The sequence below is a fragment of the Pseudomonas syringae pv. coryli str. NCPPB 4273 genome (assembly GCF_000972175.1).
GTDB lineage: Bacteria > Pseudomonadota > Gammaproteobacteria > Pseudomonadales > Pseudomonadaceae > Aquipseudomonas > Aquipseudomonas syringae.
The window spans coordinates 1-26,896 of sequence record NZ_AWQP01000060.1; the positions used below are offsets into that span (position 1 = coordinate 1).

Annotated in this window: 31 protein-coding genes and 1 pseudogene; 9 read left to right on the forward strand and 23 right to left on the reverse strand. The window is 59.3% G+C overall.

The genetic code is table 11. The features are described from left to right. A pseudogene (locus tag P406_RS30390) lies at positions 1–99 on the forward strand (iron-siderophore ABC transporter substrate-binding protein); the annotation flags it as partial. 9 nt (positions 100–108) lie between these two features. Here the strand turns inward: P406_RS30390 and tyrS are convergent. Next, complete coding sequence (gene tyrS / locus P406_RS21945; RefSeq protein ID WP_046237360.1) at positions 109–1,320, reverse strand: tyrosine--tRNA ligase; 1,212 nt, start codon at positions 1,318–1,320, stop codon at positions 109–111. Positions 1,321–1,521: 201 nt separating this feature from the next. Between tyrS and P406_RS21950 the strand changes: the two genes are divergently transcribed. Both P406_RS21950 and P406_RS21955 read left to right on the forward strand, forming a co-directional pair. After that, positions 1,522–2,949: a peptidoglycan DD-metalloendopeptidase family protein gene (locus P406_RS21950; RefSeq protein ID WP_046237361.1), complete on the forward strand. Its 1,428-nt coding sequence runs from the start codon at positions 1,522–1,524 to the stop codon at positions 2,947–2,949. 3 nt (positions 2,950–2,952) lie between these two features. Next, positions 2,953–4,047, forward strand: a complete 1,095-nt coding sequence (locus tag P406_RS21955) for an anhydro-N-acetylmuramic acid kinase (RefSeq protein WP_003411692.1) — start codon at positions 2,953–2,955, stop codon at positions 4,045–4,047. 61 nt (positions 4,048–4,108) lie between these two features. On the opposite strand, the gene erpA is transcribed toward P406_RS21955, so the two are convergent. Together erpA and argC are read right to left on the reverse strand one after the other, a co-directional pair. Next, positions 4,109–4,459 (reverse strand): iron-sulfur cluster insertion protein ErpA, encoded by a 351-nt coding sequence (gene erpA, locus P406_RS21960; protein WP_002551953.1) that lies wholly within the window; start codon positions 4,457–4,459, stop codon positions 4,109–4,111. 99 nt (positions 4,460–4,558) lie between these two features. Further along, positions 4,559–5,593, reverse strand: a complete 1,035-nt coding sequence (argC, locus tag P406_RS21965) for an N-acetyl-gamma-glutamyl-phosphate reductase (protein ID WP_046237362.1) — start codon at positions 5,591–5,593, stop codon at positions 4,559–4,561. Between the two features lie 133 nt (positions 5,594–5,726). On the opposite strand from argC, the gene hemJ reads away from it, so the two are divergent. From hemJ to coq7, 5 genes are all read left to right on the forward strand, one after another. Continuing rightward, a complete protein-coding gene (gene hemJ, locus P406_RS21970) occupies positions 5,727–6,155 on the forward strand; it encodes a protoporphyrinogen oxidase HemJ (protein ID WP_003316309.1) in 429 nt (142 codons plus the stop codon). 98 nt (positions 6,156–6,253) lie between these two features. Beyond that, the gene (locus tag P406_RS21975; protein WP_046237363.1) at positions 6,254–7,168 is read left to right on the forward strand and encodes a DUF805 domain-containing protein; all 915 of its coding nucleotides are present in this window, start codon (positions 6,254–6,256) and stop codon (positions 7,166–7,168) included. A gap of 56 nt (positions 7,169–7,224) precedes the next feature. Further along, positions 7,225–8,001 carry an SDR family NAD(P)-dependent oxidoreductase gene (locus P406_RS21980; protein WP_046237364.1) on the forward strand — a complete coding sequence of 259 codons (777 nt, stop codon included), beginning with the start codon at positions 7,225–7,227 and terminating at the stop codon, positions 7,999–8,001. Positions 8,002–8,104: 103 nt separating this feature from the next. After that, positions 8,105–8,443, forward strand: coding sequence for a histidine triad nucleotide-binding protein (locus P406_RS21985; protein ID WP_003316306.1), 339 nt, complete (start codon positions 8,105–8,107; stop codon positions 8,441–8,443). Between the two features lie 120 nt (positions 8,444–8,563). Then, complete coding sequence (gene coq7, locus P406_RS21990) at positions 8,564–9,211, forward strand: 2-polyprenyl-3-methyl-6-methoxy-1,4-benzoquinone monooxygenase (RefSeq protein ID WP_046237365.1); 648 nt, start codon at positions 8,564–8,566, stop codon at positions 9,209–9,211. Positions 9,212–9,280: 69 nt separating this feature from the next. Here coq7 and speD read toward each other — a convergent pair whose 3' ends face one another. Continuing rightward, entirely contained in the window at positions 9,281–10,075 is a 795-nt protein-coding gene (speD, locus tag P406_RS21995) for an adenosylmethionine decarboxylase (protein WP_003411703.1), read from the reverse strand. Between the two features lie 242 nt (positions 10,076–10,317). Beyond that, positions 10,318–10,740 (reverse strand): OsmC family protein, encoded by a 423-nt coding sequence (locus P406_RS22000; protein WP_003372688.1) that lies wholly within the window; start codon positions 10,738–10,740, stop codon positions 10,318–10,320. Between the two features lie 201 nt (positions 10,741–10,941). Between P406_RS22000 and crp the strand changes: the two genes are divergently transcribed. Beyond that, positions 10,942–11,586, forward strand: a complete 645-nt coding sequence (gene crp, locus P406_RS22005; RefSeq protein WP_003411705.1) for a cAMP-activated global transcriptional regulator CRP — start codon at positions 10,942–10,944, stop codon at positions 11,584–11,586. A gap of 11 nt (positions 11,587–11,597) precedes the next feature. On the opposite strand, the gene P406_RS22010 is transcribed toward crp, so the two are convergent. From P406_RS22010 to P406_RS22090, 18 genes are all read right to left on the reverse strand, one after another. After that, positions 11,598–12,293: a lipoate--protein ligase family protein gene (locus P406_RS22010; protein ID WP_046237366.1), complete on the reverse strand. Its 696-nt coding sequence runs from the start codon at positions 12,291–12,293 to the stop codon at positions 11,598–11,600. Positions 12,294–12,327: 34 nt separating this feature from the next. Continuing rightward, positions 12,328–13,164: an indole-3-glycerol phosphate synthase TrpC gene (trpC, locus tag P406_RS22015; RefSeq protein ID WP_046237367.1), complete on the reverse strand. Its 837-nt coding sequence runs from the start codon at positions 13,162–13,164 to the stop codon at positions 12,328–12,330. Beyond that, on the reverse strand, positions 13,161–14,210 hold the full coding sequence (gene trpD / locus P406_RS22020; RefSeq protein ID WP_003316297.1) for an anthranilate phosphoribosyltransferase: 1,050 nt from the start codon (positions 14,208–14,210) through the stop codon (positions 13,161–13,163). Before trpD ends, trpC begins: the two co-directional genes overlap by 4 nt. A gap of 21 nt (positions 14,211–14,231) precedes the next feature. Next, positions 14,232–14,831: an aminodeoxychorismate/anthranilate synthase component II gene (locus P406_RS22025; RefSeq protein WP_003341087.1), complete on the reverse strand. Its 600-nt coding sequence runs from the start codon at positions 14,829–14,831 to the stop codon at positions 14,232–14,234. Positions 14,832–15,240: 409 nt separating this feature from the next. After that, a complete protein-coding gene (locus P406_RS22030; protein ID WP_046237368.1) occupies positions 15,241–15,753 on the reverse strand; it encodes a lysis system spanin subunit in 513 nt (170 codons plus the stop codon). Then, positions 15,750–16,295: a glycoside hydrolase family 19 protein gene (locus tag P406_RS22035; protein WP_046237369.1), complete on the reverse strand. Its 546-nt coding sequence runs from the start codon at positions 16,293–16,295 to the stop codon at positions 15,750–15,752. Before P406_RS22035 ends, P406_RS22030 begins: the two co-directional genes overlap by 4 nt. Before the next feature lie 111 nt (positions 16,296–16,406). Beyond that, positions 16,407–16,952, reverse strand: coding sequence for a tail fiber assembly protein (locus tag P406_RS22040; RefSeq protein WP_046237370.1), 546 nt, complete (start codon positions 16,950–16,952; stop codon positions 16,407–16,409). A 10-nt stretch (positions 16,953–16,962) separates the two neighbouring features. Further along, positions 16,963–18,837 carry a hypothetical protein gene (locus P406_RS22045; RefSeq protein ID WP_046237371.1) on the reverse strand — a complete coding sequence of 625 codons (1,875 nt, stop codon included), beginning with the start codon at positions 18,835–18,837 and terminating at the stop codon, positions 16,963–16,965. A gap of 10 nt (positions 18,838–18,847) precedes the next feature. Beyond that, positions 18,848–19,447 carry a YmfQ family protein gene (locus P406_RS22050; RefSeq protein ID WP_003394883.1) on the reverse strand — a complete coding sequence of 200 codons (600 nt, stop codon included), beginning with the start codon at positions 19,445–19,447 and terminating at the stop codon, positions 18,848–18,850. After that, the gene (locus tag P406_RS22055) at positions 19,435–20,475 is read right to left on the reverse strand and encodes a baseplate J/gp47 family protein (protein WP_046237372.1); all 1,041 of its coding nucleotides are present in this window, start codon (positions 20,473–20,475) and stop codon (positions 19,435–19,437) included. The genes P406_RS22050 and P406_RS22055 overlap by 13 nt, the downstream gene beginning before the upstream one ends. Next, positions 20,465–20,863 (reverse strand): phage GP46 family protein, encoded by a 399-nt coding sequence (locus P406_RS22060; protein ID WP_003316288.1) that lies wholly within the window; start codon positions 20,861–20,863, stop codon positions 20,465–20,467. Before P406_RS22060 ends, P406_RS22055 begins: the two co-directional genes overlap by 11 nt. After that, complete coding sequence (locus tag P406_RS22065; protein ID WP_003341098.1) at positions 20,860–21,372, reverse strand: phage baseplate assembly protein V; 513 nt, start codon at positions 21,370–21,372, stop codon at positions 20,860–20,862. Before P406_RS22065 ends, P406_RS22060 begins: the two co-directional genes overlap by 4 nt. Beyond that, positions 21,369–22,496 (reverse strand): phage baseplate assembly protein, encoded by a 1,128-nt coding sequence (locus P406_RS22070; protein WP_046237373.1) that lies wholly within the window; start codon positions 22,494–22,496, stop codon positions 21,369–21,371. Before P406_RS22070 ends, P406_RS22065 begins: the two co-directional genes overlap by 4 nt. Before the next feature lie 3 nt (positions 22,497–22,499). Then, complete coding sequence (locus tag P406_RS22075; RefSeq protein ID WP_003419705.1) at positions 22,500–23,924, reverse strand: DNA circularization protein; 1,425 nt, start codon at positions 23,922–23,924, stop codon at positions 22,500–22,502. Continuing rightward, entirely contained in the window at positions 23,921–26,080 is a 2,160-nt protein-coding gene (locus P406_RS22080; RefSeq protein ID WP_003411727.1) for a phage tail tape measure protein, read from the reverse strand. Before P406_RS22080 ends, P406_RS22075 begins: the two co-directional genes overlap by 4 nt. Next, entirely contained in the window at positions 26,080–26,286 is a 207-nt protein-coding gene (locus tag P406_RS29110; RefSeq protein ID WP_103689574.1) for a hypothetical protein, read from the reverse strand. The genes P406_RS22080 and P406_RS29110 overlap by 1 nt, the downstream gene beginning before the upstream one ends. Further along, on the reverse strand, positions 26,211–26,507 hold the full coding sequence (locus P406_RS22085) for a phage tail assembly protein (protein ID WP_003316280.1): 297 nt from the start codon (positions 26,505–26,507) through the stop codon (positions 26,211–26,213). The genes P406_RS29110 and P406_RS22085 overlap by 76 nt, the downstream gene beginning before the upstream one ends. Next, a complete protein-coding gene (locus tag P406_RS22090; RefSeq protein WP_011269114.1) occupies positions 26,504–26,851 on the reverse strand; it encodes a phage tail tube protein in 348 nt (115 codons plus the stop codon). Before P406_RS22090 ends, P406_RS22085 begins: the two co-directional genes overlap by 4 nt. Positions 26,852–26,896 lie beyond the last annotated feature (45 nt).

Consider the following 26,896-nt stretch of genomic DNA (forward strand, 5'->3'; position numbering starts at 1 on the left):
GGGTTACTGGCGCTGCCTGGCATTGCCCGGGCAGCGCCGCTGCGCGTTGTCACCCTGTTTCAGGGGGCGTCCGACACTGCCGTGGCCCTTGGCGTAACTAGTCAACCGTTAATTTGAACTTTCTTCGGAAACCAGCGTAACGCGCCCAAAAGCCTTCTTGCCGGCCTGGCAAACATGGGTCGCACCCAGCTTGAATACAAAGCCGCGGTCCACGACCTCACCATCTATACGCACACCGCCAGAAGCCAGCAGGTCACGAGCGACTGCAGCGTTCTTTACCAGGCCTGCTTTATTAAGGACCGCAGAGATCGGCATGTCCTCGGAAGCAGCCACCGATATCTCCGGCAGATCATCCGGCAGCTCGCCTTCCTTCATACGGTTACCCGCAGAACGATGCGCATTGGCCGCAGCCTCCTCGCCATGGAAACGAGCGACCAGCTCTTCGGCCAGCTTGATCTTGATATCGCGAGGGTTGGCACCCGCTTCGCAGTCAGCCTTCAGGCCGTTGATCTCTTCCATCGAGCGGAAGCTCAACAGCTCGAAGTAGCGCCACATCAGGGAATCAGGAATCGACACCAGCTTGCTATACATAATGCCTGGTGCTTCTTGAATGCCGACGTAGTTGCCCAGCGACTTGGACATCTTCTTCACGCCATCCAGGCCTTCCAGCAACGGCATGGTCAGAATGCACTGCGGCTCCTGCCCATAAGCGCGCTGAAGCTCGCGCCCCATCAGCAGATTGAATTTCTGATCGGTGCCACCCAGCTCGACGTCGGCCTTCAAGGCCACGGAGTCATAGCCCTGCACCAGCGGATAAAGGAATTCGTGAATGGCAATGGACTGATTGCTTTTATAGCGCTTGTCGAAATCGTCACGCTCGAGCATCCGCGCGACCGTGTACTGCGAAGACAGGCGAATGAAGTCAGCCGGACTCAGCTGATCCATCCAGGTCGAGTTGAACGCGACTTCGGTCTTGGCCGGATCGAGAATCTTGAAGACCTGGGACTTGTAGGTTTCGGCGTAGTCGAGCACCTGCTCACGGGTGAGCGGCGGACGCGTGGCGCTTTTGCCGCTCGGGTCGCCAATCATGCCGGTGAAATCACCGATCAGGAAGATGATCTGATGCCCCAGATCCTGGAACTGCCGCAGCTTGTTAATAAGCACGGTGTGACCAAGGTGCAGATCGGGTGCTGTCGGGTCGAAACCGGCCTTGATACGCAGTGGCTGGCCACGCTTCAGCTTCTCGACCAGCTCGGCCTCGACCAGGAGTTCATCTGCACCGCGCTTGATCAGCGCCAGCTGCTCTTCAACCGACTTCATTTCAGCCCCCAATTCAAAGGGAACCAACCTTACAAGATCAGAGCCCAATTACAAGTTTTGCCCAGCGTTTGCCTGCGAATCAGTGACTGATACGCGGGAAGGGTTGCTTCGAGCAGGTTTTGGTTATATTTTATACAGTTATTTCATCTTCATCATGTCATTCATCTTTTCCATTTCACCTTTTTCAAAGTCAAATTACCTATGAAAGACACACCGCCTAAAGCGCCCCCGCTTTATCCGAAGAGTCACCTGCTCGCTGCAAGCGGCATCGCCGCATTGTTGAGCTTGGCTCTCCTGGTTTTTCCATCCAGCGATGTCGAAGCCAAACGAACGAACATTCCGCTTGATCTGGAGGCACCGGATCAGGACGTACAAGATCAAGACGCTCAACAAGCCACTCAAGCCACACCTGAAACCACCGAATCGCCATTTGCCCAGATCGACAATGCCGACGATCAGGCTCAAGACACCGCCAGTGCACAGCCTCAGGCAGAAAAACCCGCACCAGCCGCTGCGAAAGATCCTGCCCACAGGGAGGTCACCGTCAGCAAGGGCGACACGCTGTCGACCCTGTTTGAAAAGGTCGGGCTGCCAGCAGCTACCGTTCATGAAGTACTGGCCAGCGACAAGCAAGCCAAGCAGTTCAGCAAGCTGCAGAATGGACAGACCCTGCAGTTCGAGCTGACGCCGGATGGCCAGCTCAAGCAATTGCACACAAAGCTCAGCGAAGTCGAGTCGATCAGCCTGTCGAAGACAGCAACTGGCGGTTACGCATTCAATCGTGAGATCAGCAAGCCCAACGTGCGTAACGCCTACGTACACGGCGTGATCAACAGCTCCCTGTCGCAGTCCGCGCAGCGTGCCGGCCTGACTCATAGCATGACGATGGACATGGCCAATATCTTCGGCTACGACATCGACTTCGCGCAGGACATCCGCAAGGGTGACGAATTCGATGTGGTATACGAACAGAAAGTGGTCAACGGCAAGAGCGTAGGTACAGGGAATATCCTGTCCGCCCGCTTCACTAACCGGGGCAAGACCTACACCGCCGTTCGCTATACCAACAAGCAGGGCAATACTAATTACTACACGGCTGACGGCAATAGCATGCGCAAGGCGTTCATCCGTACCCCGGTAGACTTCGCCCGCATCAGCTCGATGTTCTCGATGGGCCGCAAGCACCCGATCCTCAACAAGATCCGCGCCCACAAAGGCGTCGACTACGCAGCGCCACGCGGTACGCCGATCAAGGCAACCGGCGATGGCAAGGTTCTGCTCGCCGGCCGCCGTGGCGGATACGGCAATACCGTCATCATTCAGCACGGCGACACCTACCGCACGCTGTATGGCCACATGCAGGGCTTCGCCAAAGGCATACAGACCGGCGGCACTGTCAAGCAAGGTCAGGTTATCGGCTATATTGGAACTACCGGCCTGTCCACAGGCCCGCACTTGCACTACGAATTTCAGGTCAATGGCGTTCACGTAGACCCACTGGGCCAGAAGCTTCCGATGGCGGACCCGATCGCCAAATCCGAAAAACAGCGGTTCATGCAGCAAAGCCAGCCGTTGATGGCGCGCATGGATCAGGAAAAAGCCACCACGCTGGCCTCGAATAAAAGGTAATCCATGGACTTCTTCTATATAGGTGTGATGTCTGGCAGCAGTCTCGATGGGATTGATATCGCCCTTTTGAAGCAGGATGACCGATCAAGGCTTCTGGCCACTCACTACATCCCCATGCCGGAAGACCTGTATGCCGAGCTGCTGGGGCTCTGCTCCAGCGGTGTGGATGAGCTTGCACGTGCTGCAATTGCGGAGCAAAAGTGGTGCAGGCTGGTCGCACAGGGTGTGCAGACTCTGCTGAAAGATCAAAACATGGTGCCCGCTCAGATTCGCGCCATCGGCAGCCACGGCCAGACTATTCGTCACGAGCCTGCGCGCGGCTACAGCATTCAGATCGGCAACCCTGCCCTGCTGGCAGAGCTGACTGAAATTACCGTGGTCAGCGACTTCCGCCGCCGCGATATCGCAGCAGGCGGCCAGGGCGCACCTCTGGTGCCGGCTTTCCACGAAGCCCTGTTCGACGACAACAAGGATCATCGCGCCGTATTGAACATCGGCGGGTTCAGTAACCTGAGCCTGATCGAGTCCGATCGCCCGGTCGAAGGCTTCGACTGCGGACCCGGCAACGTCCTGCTCGATGCATGGATACAGTCACAGCGCCACGAGAGCTACGACAAGGATGGCGCGTGGTCGGCGAGCGGCAAGGTTGATTCTGCGTTGCTCAAGAAACTGCTCAGCGATCAGTTTTTCCTGACCAAGGGCCCCAAGAGTACAGGCCGGGAAGTATTCAACCTGGGCTGGGTTCACCACCATCTGTTCCAGTTGCCAACGCTGGCTCCAGAAGATGTACAGGCCACTCTGCTGGAACTGACAGCGTTGACGATCACCGAATCCCTGCAATCGGCTCAAGCGATTACCCGGGAGCTTCTGGTCTGTGGTGGCGGTGCGCATAACAAGGCGCTGATGAAACGCCTTGCAGAGCTGTTGCCCGGCACAGAGGTCAGCAGTACCGAGAAGTTCGGCGTAGACCCTGACTGGGTTGAGGCGATGGCGTTTGCCTGGTTGGCTCATTGCTGCCTCGAAGGCGTTCCGGCCAATCGTCCGACGGTGACCGGCGCCAAGGGCAGACGCGTTCTGGGCGCGATCTACCCCGCCTGACATCTGTTGCAATGCAAAACGCCGCTCAATGAGCGGCGTTTTTGTTTACAGCAAGCTTCGATCAGATCGAGAACGAGGAGCCACAGCCACAGGTTGTGGAGGCATTCGGGTTCTTGATCACGAATCGCGACCCTTCAAGCCCTTCCTGATAATCGACTTCTGCGCCGGCCAGATACTGAAAGCTCATCGGATCGACAACCAGGCTTACGCCCTCGCGCTCGACGATGGTGTCATCGTCTGCCACATCTTCATCGAAAGTAAAACCGTACTGAAAACCTGAGCAACCGCCACCTGTAACGAATACACGCAGTTTGAGACGATCATTGCCCTCTTCGTCGACCAGGGTTTTCACCTTGTGCGCTGCATTTGGAGTGAACTCCAAAGCGGTAGGCGTGAAGGATTCGACACTCATGTCTGATATCTCCCGGCGTTAGCCGTCGTAATGCGTAATGACGGCATTATCCGCTTCTCCTAGAAAATCGGTCAACTATTTGCTGGACGGCGACACTGCCTACGGCATCATGCCCGCATGAGACAACCCGGAGCGCTCATCAAGGCCGAACAGGATGTTCATGTTCTGCACCGCCTGACCCGACGCACCTTTGACCAGATTGTCGATCACCGAAAGCACGACGACCAGATCGCCGCCCTGCGGACGATGCACTGCGATGCGACACACGTTGGCGCCACGCACACTGCGGGTTTCGGGATGGCTGCCCGCTGGCATCACATCCACGAATGGCTCGTCGGCGTAGCGCTTCTCGAACAGTGCCTGCAGATCCACCGAGCGATCAGTGACCGTTGCATAGAGCGTGGAGTGAATGCCGCGAATCATCGGCACCAGGTGTGGCACGAACGTCAGGCCGATGTCGCCACCGGCAGCGCGACGCAGCCCCTGGGTGATTTCAGGCAGGTGACGGTGACCCTTCACGGCGTAGGCCTTGAAGCTTTCATTGGCTTCCGAGTACAGCGAACCGATATTCAGACCACGGCCCGCACCGCTCACGCCAGATTTGCAGTCGGCAATCAGACGAGTGTTATCGGCAATACCGGCTTCAAGCAGCGGCAGGAAACCCAACTGGGTAGCGGTCGGATAGCAACCCGGTACGGCGATGAGTCGCGCGTTCTTGATCTGTTCGCGGTTGACTTCCGGCAGCCCGTACACCGCGTCTTCCAACAGTTGCGGAGCGCCATGAGGCTGGCCGTACCACTTGGCCCATTCGACCGGATCCTGCAGACGGAAGTCGGCAGACAGGTCGATCACTTTGGTGCCTGCCGCGAGCAATTCACCAGCCAGGGCATGAGCGACACCGTGGGGCGTGGCGAAGAACACCACATCACAGGCGCCCAGGGTTTTCACGTCAGGCACGCTGAACGCGAGGCCGTCGTAGTGCCCGCGCAGGTTCGGATACATGTCGGCGACTGGCATGCCGGCCTCCGAGCGCGAGGTAATGACCACTACTTCTGCCTGCGGATGCTGTGCCAACAGACGCAGCAACTCGACCCCGGTGTAACCCGTGCCGCCGACGATACCGACCTTGACCATAACCTGCCCTCAACGAAACAACTGGAAAGCGGTCGATAATAGGAGCCTATCGCCTCTGCGACAACCGACAACGTGACGTATGGGCGCACAAGACACTACTATTCGGCCACCGTGAACCTGGGAATAATCAAAAATGCTCTATCTATGGATAAAGGCGCTTCATGTCATTTCAATGGTCTGCTGGTTTGCAGCCCTGTTCTATCTGCCAAGACTGTTCGTCTATCACTCGATGAGTGAGGACACGGTCAGCCGCGAGCGTTTCATCGTCATGGAGCGCAAGCTGTACCGTGGCATCATGACCCCGGCAATGATCGCAACGCTGGTCTTCGGCGGCTGGCTGATCAGCTTCGACCCCAGCGGTTATTTCAGTCAGGGCTGGATGCACGCCAAGCTCGCACTGGTTGTCCTGCTGATCGGCTATCACCACGTCTGCGGCGCACAGATGAAACGCTTTGCCCGTGGTGAAAATGGCCGCAGCCATGTGTTTTATCGCTGGTTCAATGAAATCCCGGTACTGATCCTGATCGCCATCGTCATTCTGGTTATCGTCAAACCCTTCTGATTCCAGGAGTAACCCGGCCTCATCAGTAACGCGACAGGGCGCTCTGTCTCAGACAGGCGCCCGGCACTGTTCTTCACTTAAAGACAAGGAAGCCCCGTATGGCCGATTCACACTTCAAGATTGTATTTGAAGGGCAGGTGCGTGAAGGCGTCGAGCTCGACACCGCAAAGGCCAACCTGGCGGGGCTGTTCAAAAGCGAACCGTCTGCAGTGCAAAAGCTGTTCAGCGGTCAACCCGTCGCGCTCAAGCGCGGGATTACTTACCAGGATGCGGAACGCTACCTGAAGGCGCTGAACGATGCGGGCGTCGAAGCACGCATCGAACCGGACATTGAAATCAGCCTGAGTCTGGATGAAGTGGTCAGCCAGCCCTCCCCCAAACCCGCGCATCTGGAAATATCGCCCTACGCACCGCCCAAGGCACAGGTTGGCGCCGATCAGCCCGGTCATTCGACGCTGAAGGTGCTGAGTATCAACGGGCGTATCGGGCGCTTGCGCTATCTGGCGTGGAGCATGGTCCTGAGCGCCGCAACGCTGGTGCTGGTAGGTGTATGCCTGCTGGTCATGAACGGTTCGCTGGTCGCCGGCGGCCTGCTGATGGCGGTGGTGCTCGTCGTGTTCGCGGTCATCGGCGCGCAGATCGGCGTTCAGCGGCTGCACGATCTGGGTTGGTCGGGCTGGCTTCTGCTGCTGACCATGGTGCCGTTCGTAGGCAGCGTCTTCCCGTTTCTGATGGTCCTGCTGCCCGGAACAAAAGGCCCCAACGCTTTCGGCCCGCCGTCGCCACCGAACTCCAGAGGTGTGAAGACCCTGGCCATTCTGTGGGTGTTACTCATCCCCATTGTCCTGATCGGGCTCACTGCTGGCGGCGGAGGCATGCTGCGCGATGAGCTGGAATTGCAGACCGATGAATACGAGCAATCCCTCCCCTATGACGACGAAGAGAGCCGTGACAGTGCCTTGACCGCGCCAGCGGATGTCAACATAGAGCCCGAAGAACAAAGCGACAAGTAATAGACTGCTCACGGTTCGGCAGACTGCCGCTCGCCACACGCTCAATGGAGAAATGCATGACCCGTTACGCCCTGATCACCGGCGCGTCCAGCGGCATAGGCCTGGCGATGGCCGAAGCGCTGGCACGTCGCGGTCGCAACCTGATCCTGGTCGCCCGCCAGCGCGACCTGCTGGAAACAATTGCACTGGAGTTGACTCAGCGTTTTGGCGTGGAAGTGCTGCTTCGAGCCTGCGATCTGGGCGAGCCACTGAGGCTCTCGGGCTTTCTGCTGGAGCTGGAAGACGGTGCCCACCAGATCGATCTGCTGGTCAACGCTGCGGGCATCGGCACCTGCGGACCTTTTCTGGCTCAGGACTGGAGCGCCGAGCAGGACCTGATCGATCTGAACATTCTGGCCCTGACGCGCCTGTGCCACACGGTCGGCAACCTGATGGCCATTCAGGGCGGCGGCCAGATACTCAACATCGCCTCGGTGGCGGCGTTTCAGCCCGGGCCATGGATGAGCACCTACTACGCCAGCAAGGCGTATGTGCTGCATTTTTCCGAAGGGCTGCGCGAGGAAGTGAAGAAAGCCGGGGTGAAGGTCTCGGTGCTGTGCCCCGGCCCGACAAAGACGGCTTTTTTCCGCACCGCGCAATTGCAGGTCAATGTGGATAACCTGATGAGTCCCGAAGAAGTGGCGCTGTATACCGTTCGCGCACTGGCAAAAAACCGTGCGGTGATCACTCCAGGTTTCAGTAACCGGTTGTGGACGCTCAGCCCGCGCCTGGTTTCACGCTGGCTGGCTCGTCAGATCAGCGGCTACATCAACAAGAAATACTGCCCGCGCTGACCGACAAACGGCTGGGCGAGCCGCGTCTTGCTCAGTACACTCGGACGCGCTGAAGCACAGCGATACCCTGTGACGACCATCAACCGACAAGGAGCAAACGGCTGTGGACACTTTGTTTACCAAGATCATCAATCGGGAAATCCCGGCGAAGATCATCTATGAAGATGATCAGGTACTGGCCTTTCACGACATCGCCCCACAGGCACCCGTGCATTTTCTGGTTATCCCGAAAAAGCCTATCCGCACCCTGAACGATCTGACCGAGGAAGACAAAGGCCTGGCCGGACATATCCTGTTCACGGCGCAGCGTCTGGCCCTCGAGCTGGGCTGCGAAGAAGGCTTCCGCGTGGTGATGAACTGCAATGAGCTGGGCGGTCAGACCGTCTACCACATTCACATGCACGTACTCGGTCAGCGTCAGATGAACTGGCCACCGGGCTGAGCCAGCGTTTTCGGGCTTCCCGGCCGACCAGCGCGTGTGATCGGCGCTGGTCGGACAACACAGGCCCTGCCCGCTCCGGCCGATTGGGGTAAACTGCCCACATGATCTTCCGGAGGTGCCATGGCTACCGAACGTCAATATTCCCCCCTCGACCGTCTGTTACTGCAAGCCGACAGCGCGATGCGCACCTTGCTACCATCCAGCGCGCACTCGCAGCGCCCTTCCCCCGCGGTTGTTCAGCCTGAACACAAGATGAGCGAAGTCGACACGCGCCACGTCGCGGGTCTGATGCGCATCAACCATACCGGCGAAGTCTGCGCCCAGGCGCTTTATCAGGGCCAGGCGCTGACGGCAAAGCTGCCCAAGGTGCGCAAGGCGATGGAGCATGCGGCTGAAGAAGAAATCGATCATCTGGTCTGGTGCGAACAGCGCATTCATCAGCTTGGCAGCCATACCAGCGTGCTGAACCCGCTGTTCTACAGCCTGTCGTTCGGGATGGGCGCAATAGCCGGTGTTATCAGCGACCGGGTCAGCCTGGGTTTCGTCGCGGCGACCGAAGATCAGGTCTGCAAGCACCTGGCTGAACACCTGGAGCAACTGCCGACCGAAGACGGCAAGTCCCGGGCTATCCTGCAACAGATGCTCAGTGATGAAGAACACCACGCTGAGTCCGCACTGAAGGCAGGCGGTTTTCGCTTCCCGGCACCGGTCAAGTTCGGCATGAGTGTGCTGGCCAAGGTCATGACCAAGTCGACTTATCGCATCTGACAATGCGTATACAACGCCCATAAAAAAGGCGCCTGCATCAGGCGCCTTTTTAATGTCCGGAATCCGGGTTTATACGGCGACGTTGCGGCCGTAGAAGATTTCCAGCATTTCGTGTTTGACCTTGGCGGTCACTTGCTCGCGCTGCTCGGGGGACAAGTTGCTGGTGGCGTCGCCAAACAGGTAGTTGTCCAGTTCGAACTGCTTGAGCAGCATCTTGGTGTGGAACAGGTTTTCCTGATACACGTTCACGTCGGTCATCTGGTAACCGTTGCGCGTGTCTTCGGACAGGTAGTTCTGGATCGAGTTGATCTCGTGGTCGATGAAGTGCTTCTTGCCTTCCACGTCACGGGTAAAGCCGCGCACGCGATAATCGACGGTCACGATATCCGAATCGAATTTATGGATCAGGTAGTTCAACGCCTTGAGCGGTGAAATAACACCACAGGTCGACACGTCGATATCCACGCGGAACGTGGCAATACCGTCAACCGGATGAATTTCCGGGTAGGTGTGGACCGTGATATGGCTCTTGTCCAGGTGTGCCAGGATGGTTTCCGGCAGTGGACCTGGCGACTCTTCGATCTGGCTTTCGGTAGGCGTCACCGGCTGCTCAGAGATCAGAATGGTCACACTGGCACCTTGTGGATCGTAATCCTGACGCGCAATATTCAGGATGTTGGCCCCAATGATATCGACAACATCGGTCAGAATCCGCGTCAGGCGTTCTGCGTCGTACTCATTGTTGATGTACTCGACGTACGCCTGCTGGTCCTGCGGAGTTTCCGCATAGCAGATGTCATAAATGTTGAAGCTCAAGGTCTTTGTCAGGTTATTGAACCCGTGGAGCTTGAGTTTGCTTTTCACCGTTAAAAACTCTCTATATGGGTGCGGCGCCAGCCGCGTGATCAAGCATGCCCGTCAGGTGAGCCCGGCTCATCTGCGTAGGACGGTTAACACCTCTTCGCGTTGGCGATTTTGGTTGTCTGTTCGGACCGGCAGCAGAAAACCAATACATGCTGCGCCCGTAAAAAGTGGCGCATTATGCAGACGTCCGAAGCCGTCTGCCAGAGTGTGCGCCGTTTTTATGATCGTTGGATGTCTGGCGTTCAGCCCAGTTCGACAATTTCATAATCGTGAGTGATCTTCACACCCGCGTTGCCGAGCATGATCGAGGCCGAGCAATACTTCTCTGCGGACAGTTCGATCGCCCGCTTGACCTGTGCCTCTTTCAAACCTCGTCCCTTGACGACGAAGTGCAGATGGATTTTGGTGAACACTTTCGGGTCTTCATCGGCACGTTCGGCATCCAGAAACGCCTCGCAGCTTTCCACGGGTTGGCGCGACTTTTTCAAAATGCTCACAACGTCGAAGTTGCTGCAGCCACCCAGACCGATCAAGACCATTTCCATCGGGCGTACGCCCAGATTGCGACCACCGCTTTCCGGCGGACCATCCATTACCACCACATGACCACTACCGGATTCGCCGAGGAACATGGCTTCGCCAGCCCATTGGATGCGTGCCTTCATCGCCAAGACTCCACTGTAAAAAAGGGGTCGCCAGCTTATCACAGGGCCAAAAGCTGCCCGGAAGAAATGCCTTTTGTAGGAAATGCGTAGGAATATTCGCAAATAGCTTCCTACACGTCTGGAAAAGCTGGCGAGAATAAAGGCGCAGCCGATACCTATAGGTATGCCATTTGGCCATACACCTTATTTCGGAAGTCTCGCATGGTCGCAATAACCTTTACGCCCAAAGCAAACAGTCTGGACAAGCTGCTGCCCCATGCAGAACGCCGCCGCTGCCCCGCGAAAACCAACATCATCAATGCTGGTGAGCGCTCCGAGTCGTTGTTTCTGATCCTCAAGGGTTCAGTCACGGTTGTGATCGAGGATGACGAGCGCCGGGAGATGATCGTCGCCTACCTCAACAGCGGGGATTTCTTCGGCGAACTGGGGCTGTTCGAGCAACCGGGCAAGGAGTCCGTGCGCAGCGCCTGGGTGCGGGCCAAGACCGAATGCGAAGTGGCCGAGATTTCATATGACTCGTTCCGCGAACTGACCAGGCAAGAGCCGGAAATTCTGTATGCGCTTGGCAGCCAGATGGCCGAGCGCCTGCGCAACACAACGCGCAAGGTCGGTGATCTGGCGTTTCTCGATGTCACCGGGCGAGTGGCTCGCACGTTGCTCGAGCTGTGCAAGCAGCCGGATGCAATGACTCATCCGGACGGCATGCAGATCAAGATTACCCGCCAGGAAATCGGACGCATCGTCGGCTGTTCGAGGGAAATGGTCGGACGTGTGCTCAAGGCCCTTGAAGAACAGAGCCTGGTCAACGTCAAAGGAAAGACCATGGTGGTCTACGGGACACGCTGAGCCCCTGGTATTCAGAGCGCAGCGAGCAGCTTCCGGTAAGCCTGCGCCAGACGCTCCAGGACATCAGCGCCAGAAAACGCCTCGTACAGGGCAATGTGGCTTTCGGCCTGAACACGCGGCTCAAGCTCGCACAACTCATTGAAGCGATTTACCGCAGCCGCCATCTGAACGCGCTCGTTTTCCAGCAGCAAGGCACCGTGCGCCAGCACTACAGGACGCGTTCCGCCCTGACTCTGACGCCAGCGCTGAGCCGTTCCAACCATCTTGCGACCATCGAGATTGACGTTGAAGCGGCCGTCGCAGAATGCACCCGCCACCTCGCCCAGCGAAGCCTGCCCGCCCAACTCGGTCAACAGACCGAGAATCGGCTTACACAATCGCAGGTAGGCGGTTTCTATGCGGTCACGATCAACGTCAGTGGGCGGTTGCGCGTAGACCAGCGCGATATTCAGCGTGGCAGAGGACTGCGGCACTGGCTCGCCGCCGGTTTCACGCAAGAGGACAGGCCATGCATTGTCCGACAGGGTCTCGCTGGCCTCGGCAAAACCCGGTAAACGGCTCATCCGCCGTGGCATGACCAGCGCCCGATCGTTGGGTCGCCAGAACAGCAGACCGTGATCTGCCACCCCGGAGCATACCGACGCGAGAAGATCCTGCTCGGCCTGCAGGCCTTGTTCGACACAAATGTCGATGATCGAGTCTTGCATGCCGGACCTCGGGAGGGTGTTCAGCTTAATGCGCTCAGTCGATGGACGAAGCGCTTACCGCGATTTTGCGCTCAGGGAAGAACAACCGCTGCAGCTCGGCGCCAGGGTGTTCGGCACGCATGAAGGCCTCGCCCACCAGAAACGAATAGACATCGCTGATTTCCATCAGCTCGACATCCGCACGATTGAGAATGCCGCTTTCGGTAACGACCAGGCGATCACGCGGAATACGCGGCAGCAAGTCCAGCGTGGTTTCCAGGCTCACTTCAAAGGTATGAAGGTTACGATTGTTGATGCCCACCAGCGGTGTATCGAGCGTCTTGAGTGCGCGCTCCAGCTCGTCGCCGTCGTGCACCTCGACCAGCACATCCAGCTTCAGGCCCTTGGCAACGGCAGCCAGTTCAGCCATTTGCACGTCATGCAGTGCCGACACGATCAGCAGAATGCAGTCAGCGCCCAGAGCACGTGCTTCGACCACCTGATAGGGGTCGATCATGAAATCCTTGCGGATCACCGGCAGGTTGCACGCCGCGCGGGCCTCCTGCAGATAGGCATCGGCGCCCTGAAAGAAGTCCACGTCGGTCAGCACCGACAGACAGGTCGCGCCACCGGCCTGATAACTTCTGGCGATCTCGCCCGGCAGGAAGTGTTCGCGGATGACGCCCTTGCTTGGCGAGGCTTTCTTGATTTCCGCGATAACGGCGGGCTGCTTTGCCTTGGCCTGAGTGATCAATGCGTTGGCAAAGCCACGTGGCGCGTCGGCCCGGGCTGCCTGTTGTTCAAGCTCGGTCAGGCTCACAATCGCACGACGAGCCGCGACTTCCTCGGCCTTTCGGGCAAGGATCTTTTCCAGTACGGTTGGCACACTCATGCTTCGTTCTCCTGCTTGAATACCGCCGTGAAGGCACCCAGCTCTTCCAGTTTTTCCCGCGCCAGCCCAGTGTGCAGCGCATCGTGCGCCAGGGCCACGCCCTCTTTCAGGCTGGTGGCGTGATCTGCAGCATAAAGCGCGGCGCCGGCATTGAGCACGATCATTTCCGCAGCTTTCTGACCGTTCTCGGTCTTGCGACGTCCCAGCGCATCGCGGATCAGCTCCAGCGAAGCCGCCGGGCTTTCCACGGCAAGGCCGTACAGGCTCTGGCTTTTGATGCCCAGGTCTTCGGGCTGTACCCAGTATTCAGTGACTTCGCCGTTTTTCAGCTCGGCGACGAAGGTCGGTGCGGCCAGACTGAATTCGTCCAGGCCGTCCTGCGAGTGAACCACCAGCACATGCTTGCTGCCCAGACGCAGCAGCACTTCGGCCAGCGGGCGGCACAGCGCCTGGTTGAACACGCCGACGATCTGATGACGAACGCCGGCCGGATTGGTCAGCGGGCCAAGCATATTGAACAGTGTGCGCAGACCCAGCTCGCGACGCGGCCCGGCAGTGTGCTTCATGGCCGTGTGATGAGACTGGGCGAACATGAAGCCAATACCCACGCTGTCGATGCAACGCGCTACCTGAACAGGCGTGAGGTTCAGATAAACCCCGGCAGCCTCGAGCAGATCGGCACTGCCGCTTTTCCCCGAGACAGCACGATTACCGTGCTTGGCCACGGTGCAACCTGCGGCGGCAATGACGAAAGCAGACGCCGTCGACACGTTGAAGATGTTCGCGCCGTCGCCGCCCGTCCCCACGATGTCGACCACGCCATCCAGGGTTTTCAGTTCGACCTTGCCGGCCAGCTCGCGCATCACCGACACCGCACCGACGATTTCATCGATGGTTTCGCTCTTCATGCGCATGCCCATCAGAAACGCACCGATCTGCGCTTCAGTGCATTGGCCAGTCATGATTTCGCGCATCACATCGCTCATCTCTTCAGTGGTCAGGTCCAGCTGGTTGACCACGCGATTGAGCGCGCTTTTGATATCCATGGGGGTACTCATAAAAAATCCTTAGCCCTGACGCTGGCCGCCGCTCTGCTTGAGAAAATTGGCGAACAGCTCGTGGCCCTGCTCGGTCAGGATCGACTCGGGGTGAAACTGCACCCCTTCGACGTTCAGTGTCTTGTGGCGCAGGCCCATGATCTCATCGACCGAACCGTCTTCCAGCGCAGTCCAGGCCGTCACTTCCAGGCAGTCGGGCAGCGTATCCTGCTTGACCACCAGCGAGTGGTAGCGGGTGACCACCAACGGATGATTCAAGCCATCGAACACCCCGCCGTCTTGGTGAATGACCGGGCTGGTTTTGCCATGCATGACCTGACGCGCACGCACCACGTCGCCGCCAAAGGCCTGACCGATGGACTGATGCCCCAGGCACACGCCCAGAATCGGCAGTTTGCCTGCGAAGTGCTTGATCACATCCAGCGAGACGCCGGCTTCATTAGGCGTGCACGGGCCAGGCGAGACCACGATGTGCTCCGGGTTCAGGGCTTCGATCTCGGCGATGCTCAGTTCGTCATTGCGAATGACTTTGACGTCTGCCCCTAGCTCACCGAGGTACTGCACGACGTTGTAGGTAAACGAATCGTAGTTATCGATCATCAGCAGCATTTTGCTATCAACCTTTTGATTTACTGACTTGATTCAGGCCTTCCGGATTCTGCTTCACTCATGCATCCCCACGTCAGCCACAAGGCCGGGGGACGGAGAAAAGCATCAAAAAATCGAAGGCATACAGGTACGGGTCCGGCAGGGCCGGCAAGGAAATAGTCAGGCGCGCCAACGCCAACGGGCGTGAGCCTTGATAACGCGCATCAAAAGCTTGCTGACTGTCGTCACGGAAGGGGTCTCATCGGTACGTTTCAGGACATTAGCGTACCGAATCGGCCGGTGCAATATGAATGTACCGGGCCGCGCCGATTGAAAAGCAGTTAAAGGCTGAAAAGAGGGCCGCGCCTCCTTGTGGAGGCGGGATTGAGGCAGGGGCACGATGGCCGAGGGTGGGGAGCCGAGAGGAACATCAGTGCGCAATCTCGCGCACGTAGGCTTGGCAGGCCTTCAAAGCGATCAATCCCTGATCGCCGTAGTCGGTGATGGCGACAATTCGTCCAGCAGCCGCTGGGTCAAGTTCGCCTCGCGAGCTTCCATGAACCACGCCGCCGGTATCGGTGCCGGCTGGCAAGCCATCACGGTTGGTGGGGCTGTTGGCGAGGAGGACTGACAAGCGCAAATCAGCGGTAGCCAGGCGATCACGCAAACGAGCCTGAGCAGTCTGTGCATCGCTCAACTCCTTGTGGATGGTTGTATCGCTGGTGTGCAAACGGACTTCCAGCGCCCGTCGTTGTGCCTGCTCGGCGTTCTGCCAGTCGACGACCGCGAGCGCCGCCTGCTCGCGCTCGCGCTGCCAAGTCAGCTGTTGCGCGGACAGTTGCAGGCCATAGCGGGCCGCCTGCCATTTCCAGGCGGCCCATGTACCCAGCCCTGACCCCAGCACGAATGCGAGGATCAGGCATCGCATATCCAGCACTTTCACGGCAGCACCTCCAACGCCCGCTGGTAAAGCGCCTGCCGATCCGCCAGGCCGTTGGTACCGCCGTTGATGCGGCGGGTGATCATCAAAAAATCACCCTTGTCTGCCAGCGCATTGAGGTTGGCCCGGTCCCAGAACCATGCCGCCGACATAGCCGCGTGGTCGGGTTGTTCGAGCAGTTGCGGCTGGGCAAGCAAGTCCAGCCCGAGCGCCTCCCCGCACGCCTCGTAGTTGGTCCGCCCCGTCACCTGAATCAGCCCACGGCCCCGATACAGCTGGCCATCGCCATCTGCCTCTGGCGTGTTGCCCAGACGCAGCGCCAACTGGCCCGTGTCGTACTTCGCCAGGTAGCTGTCACTGCCCAGCTCACGCACATAACGAAGCTGTCCGGACTCATGCCCTATCTGAGCGATGAACGCGGCGATACGCAGGCGAGTGTCGATGGCGTAACGGGCCATGGCGATGTTGAGAGCAGGAACGAAAACGCCGGCTTTAGAGCCGGCGTTGGGGAGGATTTGCAGTAGTTGTTGCTGGTTGATAGGCATTGGTCCTCCTATAGGGGTTACAGGACTAACCCGCCCCCTGAGTCGATAAATTTCCCCTGTGTAAAAGCAAGTTGAACGGCGGATAAAACAACGCCCCGTCAGTGCGGGGCGTTATGGCTTGGGCAGTTCGTCTTCACTTACGCCTATTGACAACGGCGGTGCCTCAGACGGCTTAACGTATACAAATGGCGTTGCAGGCGGCACCGGCCAATCGAACGACATTGGATAGCCTGGCAGTGTCTCGAGTTGAGCAAGTTGCACCCGATACAGGCGCAGCGCGTCGAGCTCGGCTTTTACAGCAGGCAGTGATTTACGCTGCTCATCAGTGGCCATATCCAATGTTATGGCATCTTGCAACATATCCAGATCGGCAACCAATTCGTTGATTTTCGCAGTGACCTCGGCCGAGTAAATACCACGCTGGCACATCACTTGCGCCTGAACCATCTGCTCGGTGGGCTCGAGAATCTCACCAAACTCGCCTGCAACTGCACGGTTGAAAAGGTCTACGCCGTGTGGCTCAGGATCTTGGGCAGAGGCACCAAAAGGCACCTCACCGAAAACATCCTTTGTTTCCTCGAAAATCACCGACAGGACGATAGAGGTATGGGCCAGATCGGACCAGCGAGGGTTTCGTGCACTTATTACTGTGTTCATATAAATACCTTTATCCAACTCGTTGAAAGAGTGTGCGTTCGCCGCCCGAAAAAGCGCCGTGTGCACGCCAGGTGCCTACGCCGATAAGCCCGGAGTTGTTAGAGGCGCCATCGCTACCGTTTGTGGAGCTATAGATCAGGTTGGTACCGGATACCGTGCCTCCTTGATTGACTTGTCCCTGGGAGTTGATGACACGTGCAAATGCATAGGAGCCGATGCCGCCTAGTCCCAGTGCAGCAACCTTTCCAGGCAAATTCTGATCGTTGATCATGTCGCCAAAGTCAGAGCTGTCGACCTGAAGGCGCAAGCTACCGGCACCGTTATAGCCAAGGCGAACCTTGTTAGCGGCCATGTTGGCACCGCCGCCCTGCTCGACGGGTGTGTAGCCAAGACGCGGTTGCAGGTAATAGACCTGACCGTCAGAGGCTCTGCGCATATAGGGCAGATTTACGTCATTACCGGCAAAGCCGAGAACAGATATAGAGTCAGCTGCGGCTCGTTGTGCGTCGCGAGCGTCCGTCTCAGCCTTGGTGTAAGCATCGGTGATGCCATATGCAGCAAGCGTAGTACCCCAGTTGGCCTTGCCATTGGGATCAAAGTTGGCCGCATACCAAACGCGTCCCAAGTCTGTAGCGTCCACGGTCAGTTTGAGGCCGTTATCGGACCAGCCTAACTTCACAACGTTATTGAACTGACCTGTGCCTGTACCTTGCTGGACAGGCGTGTAACCCAACCTGGTCTGAAGCCAGCTAATGACAGAGTCAGCAGCCCGCCGCATATAGGGCTGCGTCAGATCTCCATTGGCCAGCCCCACATTAGTGACGCTGTCAGCTGATGCTTTGCTGCTCAACCGCGTATCCACTTCGCTTTTGGCATACACCTCAGCCTTGGTGTAAGCGTCAGTAATCTTATAAGACGCCAGCGTAGTGCCCCAGTCAGCTTTGGTGGCTGGATTAAAGTTGTTCGCGTACCAAAGATTGCCAAGGTCAGTATTATCGACCATCGCCTTGAGGCCGTTATTCGACCAGCCGATCTTCACCTTGTTGTCGAGCTGACCGGTACCTCCTCCTTGTTGTACCGGAGTGAATCCCAGGCTCGGTTGCAGGGCAACCAGAGCGCCATCGGACTCACGTCGCATATAAGGCGCATCAGGCTTGTTATTGGCCAGCCCCACATAGGTAATGGAATCGCGCAGCGGCCGCTGAAGATCGCGCAGGTCGGCCTCAGCCTTGGTATACGCATCCGAAATACCATTACCGCTAAGTGTTGTCGGGTTACTCCCCTCTTCCACCTGCCCATATTTGTTGACCTTGACCCGAGTGTAATCACCCGCGGCCACACCACTGCGTCCCAGCAGACGCTCGAACGCAAGGTCAGTCGTACCCAGCACCGGCACTGTCGTATTGACCAGCTGCCATACAGTGCCCGCGTTTTTCGTGCCGGCCTGCACCGGCACCATATGACCCGGCGTGCATTCGGTGCTTTCGTTCGCATCCTGCGCACGTGCCCAGGCGCCTGCCGCGGCGACATAAATCCAGTTCTGCGACGCAGTGTCCTGATTCTTGACCAGCACCCGATCGCCGGCCACCAGTGTGACGTCATCAATGGTCTGCAAACCGCTCAGCCCAATGGAGACTGTCGTGGCGCAACGCACCGATTTTTTGTAATCGGATGCTGCCAGGCCAAGAATGGCTCGATGCAACTGGGTGACATCCTCCTCGTTGGGCACCAGACCGGCCCCCAGGATCACGTTCAAGATCTCCTGCGTCACCGAGTTGCCCCACTGCGCCGGGATCAGCGAACCAGGGGTGCCGGTCGCCGGGTTTTCATCTACAAACTTGCCGCTTGCCAAGCCTACGCCCGGCACACTCTTGGGATAATCCACATTGTGTTCCTCAGTTGAAGTTTACGAATTCGACGCTGTGCGCCGGTGCTGCTCGACGGATCAAACATTCGATTGCGAGCCCGGGATTCACCCCAAACCGCTCTCCCCAGTAGCTGGCCCCGAAGCGTCGGCCCAGGCGCTGGCGCCCGCCGGTGTTCAAGGTCCACATGAATTGCGCGCTCCAGGTGCCGAAGTGCGCCTGGCCAAAACGCGAACGCCCCATACGGGGCGCTCGGTGTTCGGTCACGGTGGCATCGGGGTAGCCCTGGCTGATGGCAATGTCGATGTAGAACGCTGCGTTCTGCCCTCCTGTCGCCACGAGCCGCTGGCGCACCGACAGGCGCCGGTCTGCGAACAACGGTTTGAGCCCCAGGCACGGGTCAGGCAGGTTCATCACCCGCTCCCAGTCCGGGACCAGCTCACTGACGGTGGCGGGGTCCATCTCGTTGAGCAGGTCGAACGCGCGGCCATCGATGCGTGCGAACTCGCGGGACAGGCCGGTAATCACCTGCTGCAATTCCGGAACCCGCTCCGGATCCCATGCGGGACCGGGTGGCAACAGCGCCTGCAGTTGTCCGGCGTAGTGTTCGGCGGTTCTTATGACGACCATTGAATACCCCCGAACGTGAGCAGCTGGTTGGCGGCCGCGGTAACGTTGGCCACGGGTGAAACCAGCACATGATCGGTTTCGCCTGTCGCGCGACTGATGGCCTCGGCGATGTGCGTGAGCAACAGGGTTTCGCCCAGTCCGCCCTCACGGTTGTGCAGGTCCAGCAGCTGCGCCTCGACCGCCGCCCGTACGGCGGAGGTATCCGGTGTGAGCCGGATGGTGTAGACCACCGGTTTCTGCACCGGCGCCAGCACGTATACGTCTGCAGTGACCGGACGCAGCGGCTCGATATACGCAGCGACCGCGGCGAGCTGCTCGGCGTCGGGAATGGGATCGGCCTGGTCGTCACGCATGAAGAACACCGCCACAGTCCCTGGCCCCATGAACCGGCGCGCACACCAGGCGCGCGTCACGCCCGGCACTTCCAGCGCCCAGGTCACGTAATCATCCTGATTACCGCCATGCGGGATGACCCGGTAGGAGCGCACCACACGCGCACGCAACGACTCGATACTTTCCTGCGAGATGCCGCCGGAAAGTCCGTCGGCAATGACGGTGAAGGTGCTGTCGATACCTTCGACCGGTTGCACGGCAGTCATGACCAGACCGGCATCCGCATTACCCAGAACACCGGCATCCACCGCTTCGACCGTGGTCGTGTTATTGCCCGCAACCGTGGTGACGCCTTTGGTCACGCGGTAGAAGCGTCCATCACTGAACTGCAGCACAGTGTCCGCATCCAGCACCGCGCCGGCTGCAGCGGTAAAGCGCACCGTGCCGGTGGCGGCCTGTGCCACCTTGCGCGGCTGCCTCAGGCGCAGGATGGCTTGCCGCTCGAGGGTTTCCTCGTCGGCGGTGTCCGGCAGAATCTGGTCGGCGATCCAGTCCTGATAGCCGTACAGCCCGTAGGCCGCGCCGCTGTGCGCGCGGGACAATACCCGAGCATCGGACTGACGCAACGCTTCATCGGCGAGGTCGACCTGGGTTCGGTTGATCAGCGCCGGTAACGTAGGTGTTTCAAACGGCATAAATCACCTGCCACTGTTCAGAAGGGTTGAAACGCACGAGCTGACCGTCCGAGACGACCAGTTCGACGCCCAGGTTCAGGCGGTTGCTCTGAACCTGTTCGGTAAGAATGTTGATGTGCTGGACCTGGCCATCTTCGATCAGCCAGTCGAGCGCTTCGCGGGCATAGAACTCGGCATCGCGCTGGGTCTGGGCAGTCAGCCTGACCCGGCGCAGCAGCCACAGCCTGGAACCGATGCGGTCATTGGCCTGTGCCGGGTAGGTGTCGCCCCACCAGCCATAGCGCTCGGCATCGTCGAACGGGTCGTCCGCTTCGGCACGCCGCCAGGTGAACAGGCTGATGACCACCGAGCGCAGCAAGGACGCCTGCAGAGAGCCTTCAATGATCATCCGGCACCTCCAACGGGCGGCCCGCTCTGGCCATTACCGCCCTGCACGTTGCCGTGCAGATGGCTGATCTGGCTGATGCCAGCGGCAAGCTGGTCGCCCTGGGAGACGATCTTTCCGGTCTGGGTGATCTGCGGTGTGTCGAAGTTCACGGCCACCGCCGCCTTGATGTTCAGGGTGTCGGTTTCAATGTCGATGACCTTGCCGCGCTTGAGGTGAATCTTGTCGCCCTCGTCGGTATAGATCGCCACTTCGCCGGACTCCAGACCTTTGAGGCGATAGCGCCGGTCGGCCACCACCAGCAGCAGACCGTGCGACCGGTCGCCACCAATGAACGCGGCAATGCCCTCGGCGCCGGCCAGCGGGTTGCTGGTAAAGCCATAGGGTTCGAAGTGCTCCATGTCGTCCTTGACCTCTCCGGCGGTGAGGCGCATTTGCAGCGCCTGCATTTTGCTGCTGGCCCTGGCGAGCACCACCGTGCCGCGCACCAGCATGCGATTGAGTAAGCTCATGAGGTTGTTTCCTCGTCGATGGGCAGCAGCCAGGAGTAAGCGTCCTGATTGACCTGCACCTTGCTGCGCTTGTTGGGGTCACCTGGCTCGGCCTGGAAACCTTCAGGCGGACCGACCACCAGTGTGGTGATCGTGCCTTGGTCACTCAGCGAGTAGGTCACGGCTGAAATCAGCATGTTGCGGCTCGTAAAACCGATGACCGGATCGATCACCCGGACCATGGTGTTGTGCCGCCAGAGCGCCCCGTTGGACTGCCGCCAGCCCTGGACCTTGTAGGTGGTGAGCAGCGCCTTGCCGGCCCGCTGACCGCGCTCCCAATTGGCGCGACTCAGGGCGAGCTTGGGGGTGATCGGCGCATCCTCATGAACGACCAGTACGCGAAGACGCTTTTTATGCGCGGGATCGTCATGCCGGTCATCCGTGACTTCTGCCGAGACCTCCGACGACTCCTTGCCGAACGTCTGGTCATTACCAGTCTGTTGACCGATGACCCGGTACTCGGAAAAAAGCCCGGAAAAGTCCCGCGCGATGACGGCGCTCAACACATTCTTGCCGAGTTCGAGCGCGTCTGCGCTCTGCCCGCGACTACCCGGCCTGGCCAGCACCACATTGCCGTATTCGTCATCGGTGGAAAAAATCCGGAACAGGGTCAGCAACCGGTCAATGGACTTGAACACGGTTTCGGCAGGCTCGATGGTGTGATCGGCCATCTTCGAGGTTTCCGGTATTTCGCTGATCACCGACAAACCATAGGGAGCAGCCAGCGCCTCAACGATCTTCAACACCCCCACCTCCTTCCACTGACTCGGCCTGTTGATGGCCGAGCAGTCGATGAGGTCGGCGGTTTTCGAGCGTCCGGAAATCTTTAGCGTGATTTGCTTGCCGTCATAGCTGATCGGCGCGGCAAATACCCAGCCGGTCAGAATCAACTCGCCGCCGATACGCACCTCGCACGCTGCGCCGGGCGTGATCGGATGCGAAATCTCAGTGCCCGGCCACTGCCAGGTAATGCTCACGTCAAAGCTGCGCGCCTGACGCTCGATCCCGGCAGAGATTTCCACCGACTTCCAGCCGGCATAGTCGTGCTGGTCAACGGTCAGGGTGACAATGTTAGGGTCAATCATGGGTCACTCCTGAGCGATCTTCAGCGTGCCGGGCGGCACGAAGCCCGGATGGGCCAGTCGATTGCGCTGCACCATTTCCAGCGCCCGGCTGGCGTCACCGAATCGGCGATAGGCCAGCACCAGCGCGGGCAAAGGCTCGGAGACCTTCATGTCCACCAGACGTACGCCGGAGGCCGCCACCGCGTTAAGGTGCCTGATCAACGCCTGACGCAATGTGTTGAGCGCCAGGTAATGTTCGGGGTCGGCTTTCAACGACGCTTCCCAGATCGCCGAACTCAGCGTGTCACGCAGTTCGATGACGTCATCGGCAACCGGCACATCGACGCGTTGCAGCGCTTGCGTCACTTGCTGATCCAGCGACGGCACTACCGTGAGCGGCGTGACGGTCGTCGCAACCGGCATGCTCGCGACGATTTTCGCCACCTTGACCAACAAGGCATCCTGAACCAGATTGGCCGCGGCCTGAGCCGTCACGCCGGTATCCAGCCCGCTGCTCTGGCTGACCAGATTGATGCCGGACACCGCCTCCGCCTGTTGCGTGGCCTCGGAAATCACCGAGCGGTAATCGACCGTTTCAACAGAGGACACGCCGCCATTGCTGCCGGACCTTGCTGCCGCGCTGCTCGCAGCGGTGCCGTTACTGCCACTCGCGGAACCGCTGCCTGAGCCGCCCCCTGTCGAGCTGCCGGAACCTGACCCGGTACTTGTCCCGGTACTCGCCCCGCCAATACTGCTGGTGCCGTTCGCTCTTCTGGCTCGACGACTGTCACCGTCGAAACTGGCGAAGAACGTGGTAAACAGCGTGCTGACCGTCAACGGTGCATTGACCAGCGAATGCACCAGCGCAGTGACATCCGAATAGATCGTCATGAACGGTGTGAACTGCCGCTGAATAGTCGCGAATACACCCGACAGGGCGCTGCGCAGCGCCTGAATATTGATACGCACCGCGTCCACCGTGGCCATCACCGAGCGGTAGCGCCTGAGCGCCGAGTCCAGCAGGCTCTCGGACGCGCCCAGCAACTGCCGTCGCGTATTAAGCGTCGACACGGGAAACTTGAGCGGGTTGGCCGGATAGAATTTCAGGTCCAGCCGGACGAGCCCGCCTTCGCTCAGGTTGTGTGTGACGCCACATTCGCCAACCTGGACCTGCACGCGCCCCAGCCACGGATGCACCAGCTCGCCGGCACCCTCCTGCTCCAGTGCCTGCAGCAGTCTGTCTCGCTGTTCGAAACAGTCGGGACCGACAATGAACCCCGTCAGCGTATGCACTTTCGACTGTTTGCCCAGCGACTCGAAATAAGGCTCGTCGCGTTGTGGAAACTCATGCAACTGCCCCTTGCGGCCTGCCGGGACGACGGCTTTTTCAATGAAAAAACCGACGCCCCGGAAAGACGCTGGCAGCAGGCTGTCACGCCATGTACTCATGATCCGGCTCCTGCGCCGAGGGTTCGATAACCGACGTTTGGCGATATCGTCAAACCCGGCTGGTTGGTTTGCACTTGCCCGGCACGCATGCCCGGTGGCGCGTTTTCAAAGCGAATGTTGAGCTCGCCTTCAAGTCGCGGGCCGGCCCCGGCTGCGCCCTGTTGCAACAACAGGCTGCCGGGCGCCAACGGCGTGGGTACGCCGAGCAATTGGCTGGTCGAGGGCACGCCAGTGGCCTGATTGAGCAACTGCTGATTCGTGCGAACGTTCTCGACGGCACCGGCCGCTAGAAACGCACCGGTCCCGCCGCCTGGCCCTGCGTTGCGTATCCGCTGTTCTTCCGCGAACTGATTGGCCTTCTCGGTCGCCCGCTGCAGGACGGTCTTATTCGTGTCGCCACCAAACCAGCTCATGATCGGCTCGATGAATGGCTTGATGTCCGCCCACAGACCTGCGAACCAGGTTTTGATCGGCTGCCAATTCTCGATGACCATGCCCAGCGGCGAAAAACTGAACAGCGTTGCCAGCACATCGGTAAACGGCTGCGCCTCGGCCTTGATGGTTTCCCACAGGCCGGCCAGGTACTCGGACAACGGCTGCCAGTTGGCCACGACCATGCCCAGCGGCGACCACGCAAACAGCGTTTGCAGAAAATCGAAAACCGGCGTGGCCAGCGCCTTGATCACGTCCCACAGCGCAGCAAAGAATTCGGTCAGTGGCTGCCAGTTGGCTGCGATCATGCCCAGCGGCGTCCAGGCAAAGACCGCCTTGAGCACGTCCCACAGCGCCATCACCGGTCCGCGAATCGCCTCCCAGACCGCCTGAAAATAAGGTGCGACCGTCGACCAGTTGGCGATCAGAAAACCTGCCGCCAGCGCCAGGCCGCGCACGATCAGGCCCAACGGTGACATGCCCATGACCGCAGCCAGCAGCCCGGCGGCACTCGTCGCAGCGAGAACGGCGACTTGCAGTACGCCGAAAGCAATCGCGGCGCCCACGACGCCCTTGATCACCTCTGGATGTTCGGCCGCCAGCGCGGCGACCTGAGAAATCATCGGCCCGATCACGGCCATTGCTTCGTTCATCGCCGGCAGGAACATACTGCCGATATTGATGCCCAGACGATCGACACGGTTGGTCATCTCTTTGATGGCAGTGGCCGTGGTCTGGGAGTTGTCTGCGAACTCCTTCTCGATGGAGCCGCTGTTTTGCACGCCCTCCCCGACCTTGGCCAGGTTGGACCTGAGCACATCGAGGTGGGCCAGCAGCGGCGTGATCGCGCCCAGCGATTCGGCACCGAACAGCTGCGTGATGACGTCCGACTGTTTGCCGGGATCAACACTGGAAACCGCCGTCAGAACCTTTTCAATGGTCCCGGACGGGTCACTCTGCATGCCTTGGGTCAACTGATTGACGTCGAGCTGCAACGCCTCGAACGCCCCGGCTTTCGCCGCGCCCCCTTCAGTCAACGACTGCATGAAACGCTTCATGCCGCTGGCGGCCACATCGGCCGGCACATCGACGCTGGCCAGGGTCGCACCCATGGCCGCCAGTTGCCCAGAGGCCATCCCCGCAACCGGCCCGAGCGGGCCCATTGCAGTCACCATGGTGGCGATTTTCTTTTCCAGGTTGTTGCCGCCGAGCACGTTGATCTTCTCGGACAACGCCGCGACCTGCGGCTGAGTCATCTGAAACGATGACCGCCACGAGGCCATCATGTCGCCCGACTCGGCCGCTGTCTGATCGAATGCGACGCCCATTTTCACGGCGTCGCTGGCAAACCCGGTCAGTTCTTCGCGCGGTACATTGGCCTTGGCACCCGCGGCGACAATCGCCGCGATACCGTTGGCGCTTTCCGGCAGTCGTTCACTGAGGTCCAGAATGTCGGAACTCATCTGCTGGAACTGTTGCGGTGTTTCAAAGGTGACCGAACGTTTCACGCCGGCCATGCTGGTTTCGAAACCGATCGCTGCCTTTACCCCGGCAATCAAGGGCTCTGCCAAAGCATTGCCCTTGATCATCTCGCCCACTTCGACGTTCCCAAGACCAGAGCCTTTAAGCCTGGTCTCGAAGCCTTCAACGTTGTTGCGGATGGTTGCCAGCGTTGGAGACAGCTTGTCGACGCCGGTAATCAGCGTCTTGATAGTGTCTGCCATCACTCCCCCTGCAGGATCTGGTTGATGCGTTGCGTCTGCAAGATCGACTCGGTGATGACGTCCAGCTCCCTGGACATCATCAGTTCGGGATCGGTCTTCCAGAAGTACGCGAGGTCGTAAACGACGGCGATCAGTCCTTCGAGGTCGCTGATGCCGCTGCCATGAAAAAACTCGCAACCTTCCAGCTCAGCGTGTTGATGTCGCACAGGTCCATCTGATTGACCGACGAGGGCGGGATGCCGGCGCAGACGGCGATGTACTTCGCCGCCACGTCCAGATCCAGGGAGACTTCCTCGTTCTTGTCGATCCTGTACGGCAGGGCCTTGATGGCCCGCGCTTCCTGCGCCGTAGGGCGCCGGAAGGTCAGTTGCGAAAGGGTTTCGCCGTGCGCTTCGATCGGGCTGGCCAGGTCGATGACTTCACTCATTGCCAGCTCCCCTGATTGCCGTCGAATTTCAGCTCGATGGTGCCGTCGTCAGCCTTGCTGCTCGGCTCATCGACCAGGTAGGCGCCGGACAGGACGTAGGTCTTGCCGTTCTTGAATTCACAGGTGATGGTCATGTCCACACCGGTGGTGAGCAGCTTGAGCGGCAGATCTGCGGTATGCACGGCGGTAAATTTCAGCCACGCGGCCTTGTCGACTTCCTTGTAGTAGCCCGGTACGACGGTATCGCGCTTGATGTTCATCAGAGGCGCTTCGCCGCCGCCGCTGATGGTCAATTGGGTGCCATCCACTTTGATGTAGCAGGTACCCGCAACTTTCTGACCCATGTTGTTTATCTCCAGAATGAAAAAACCCGCACGAGGCGGGCTTGA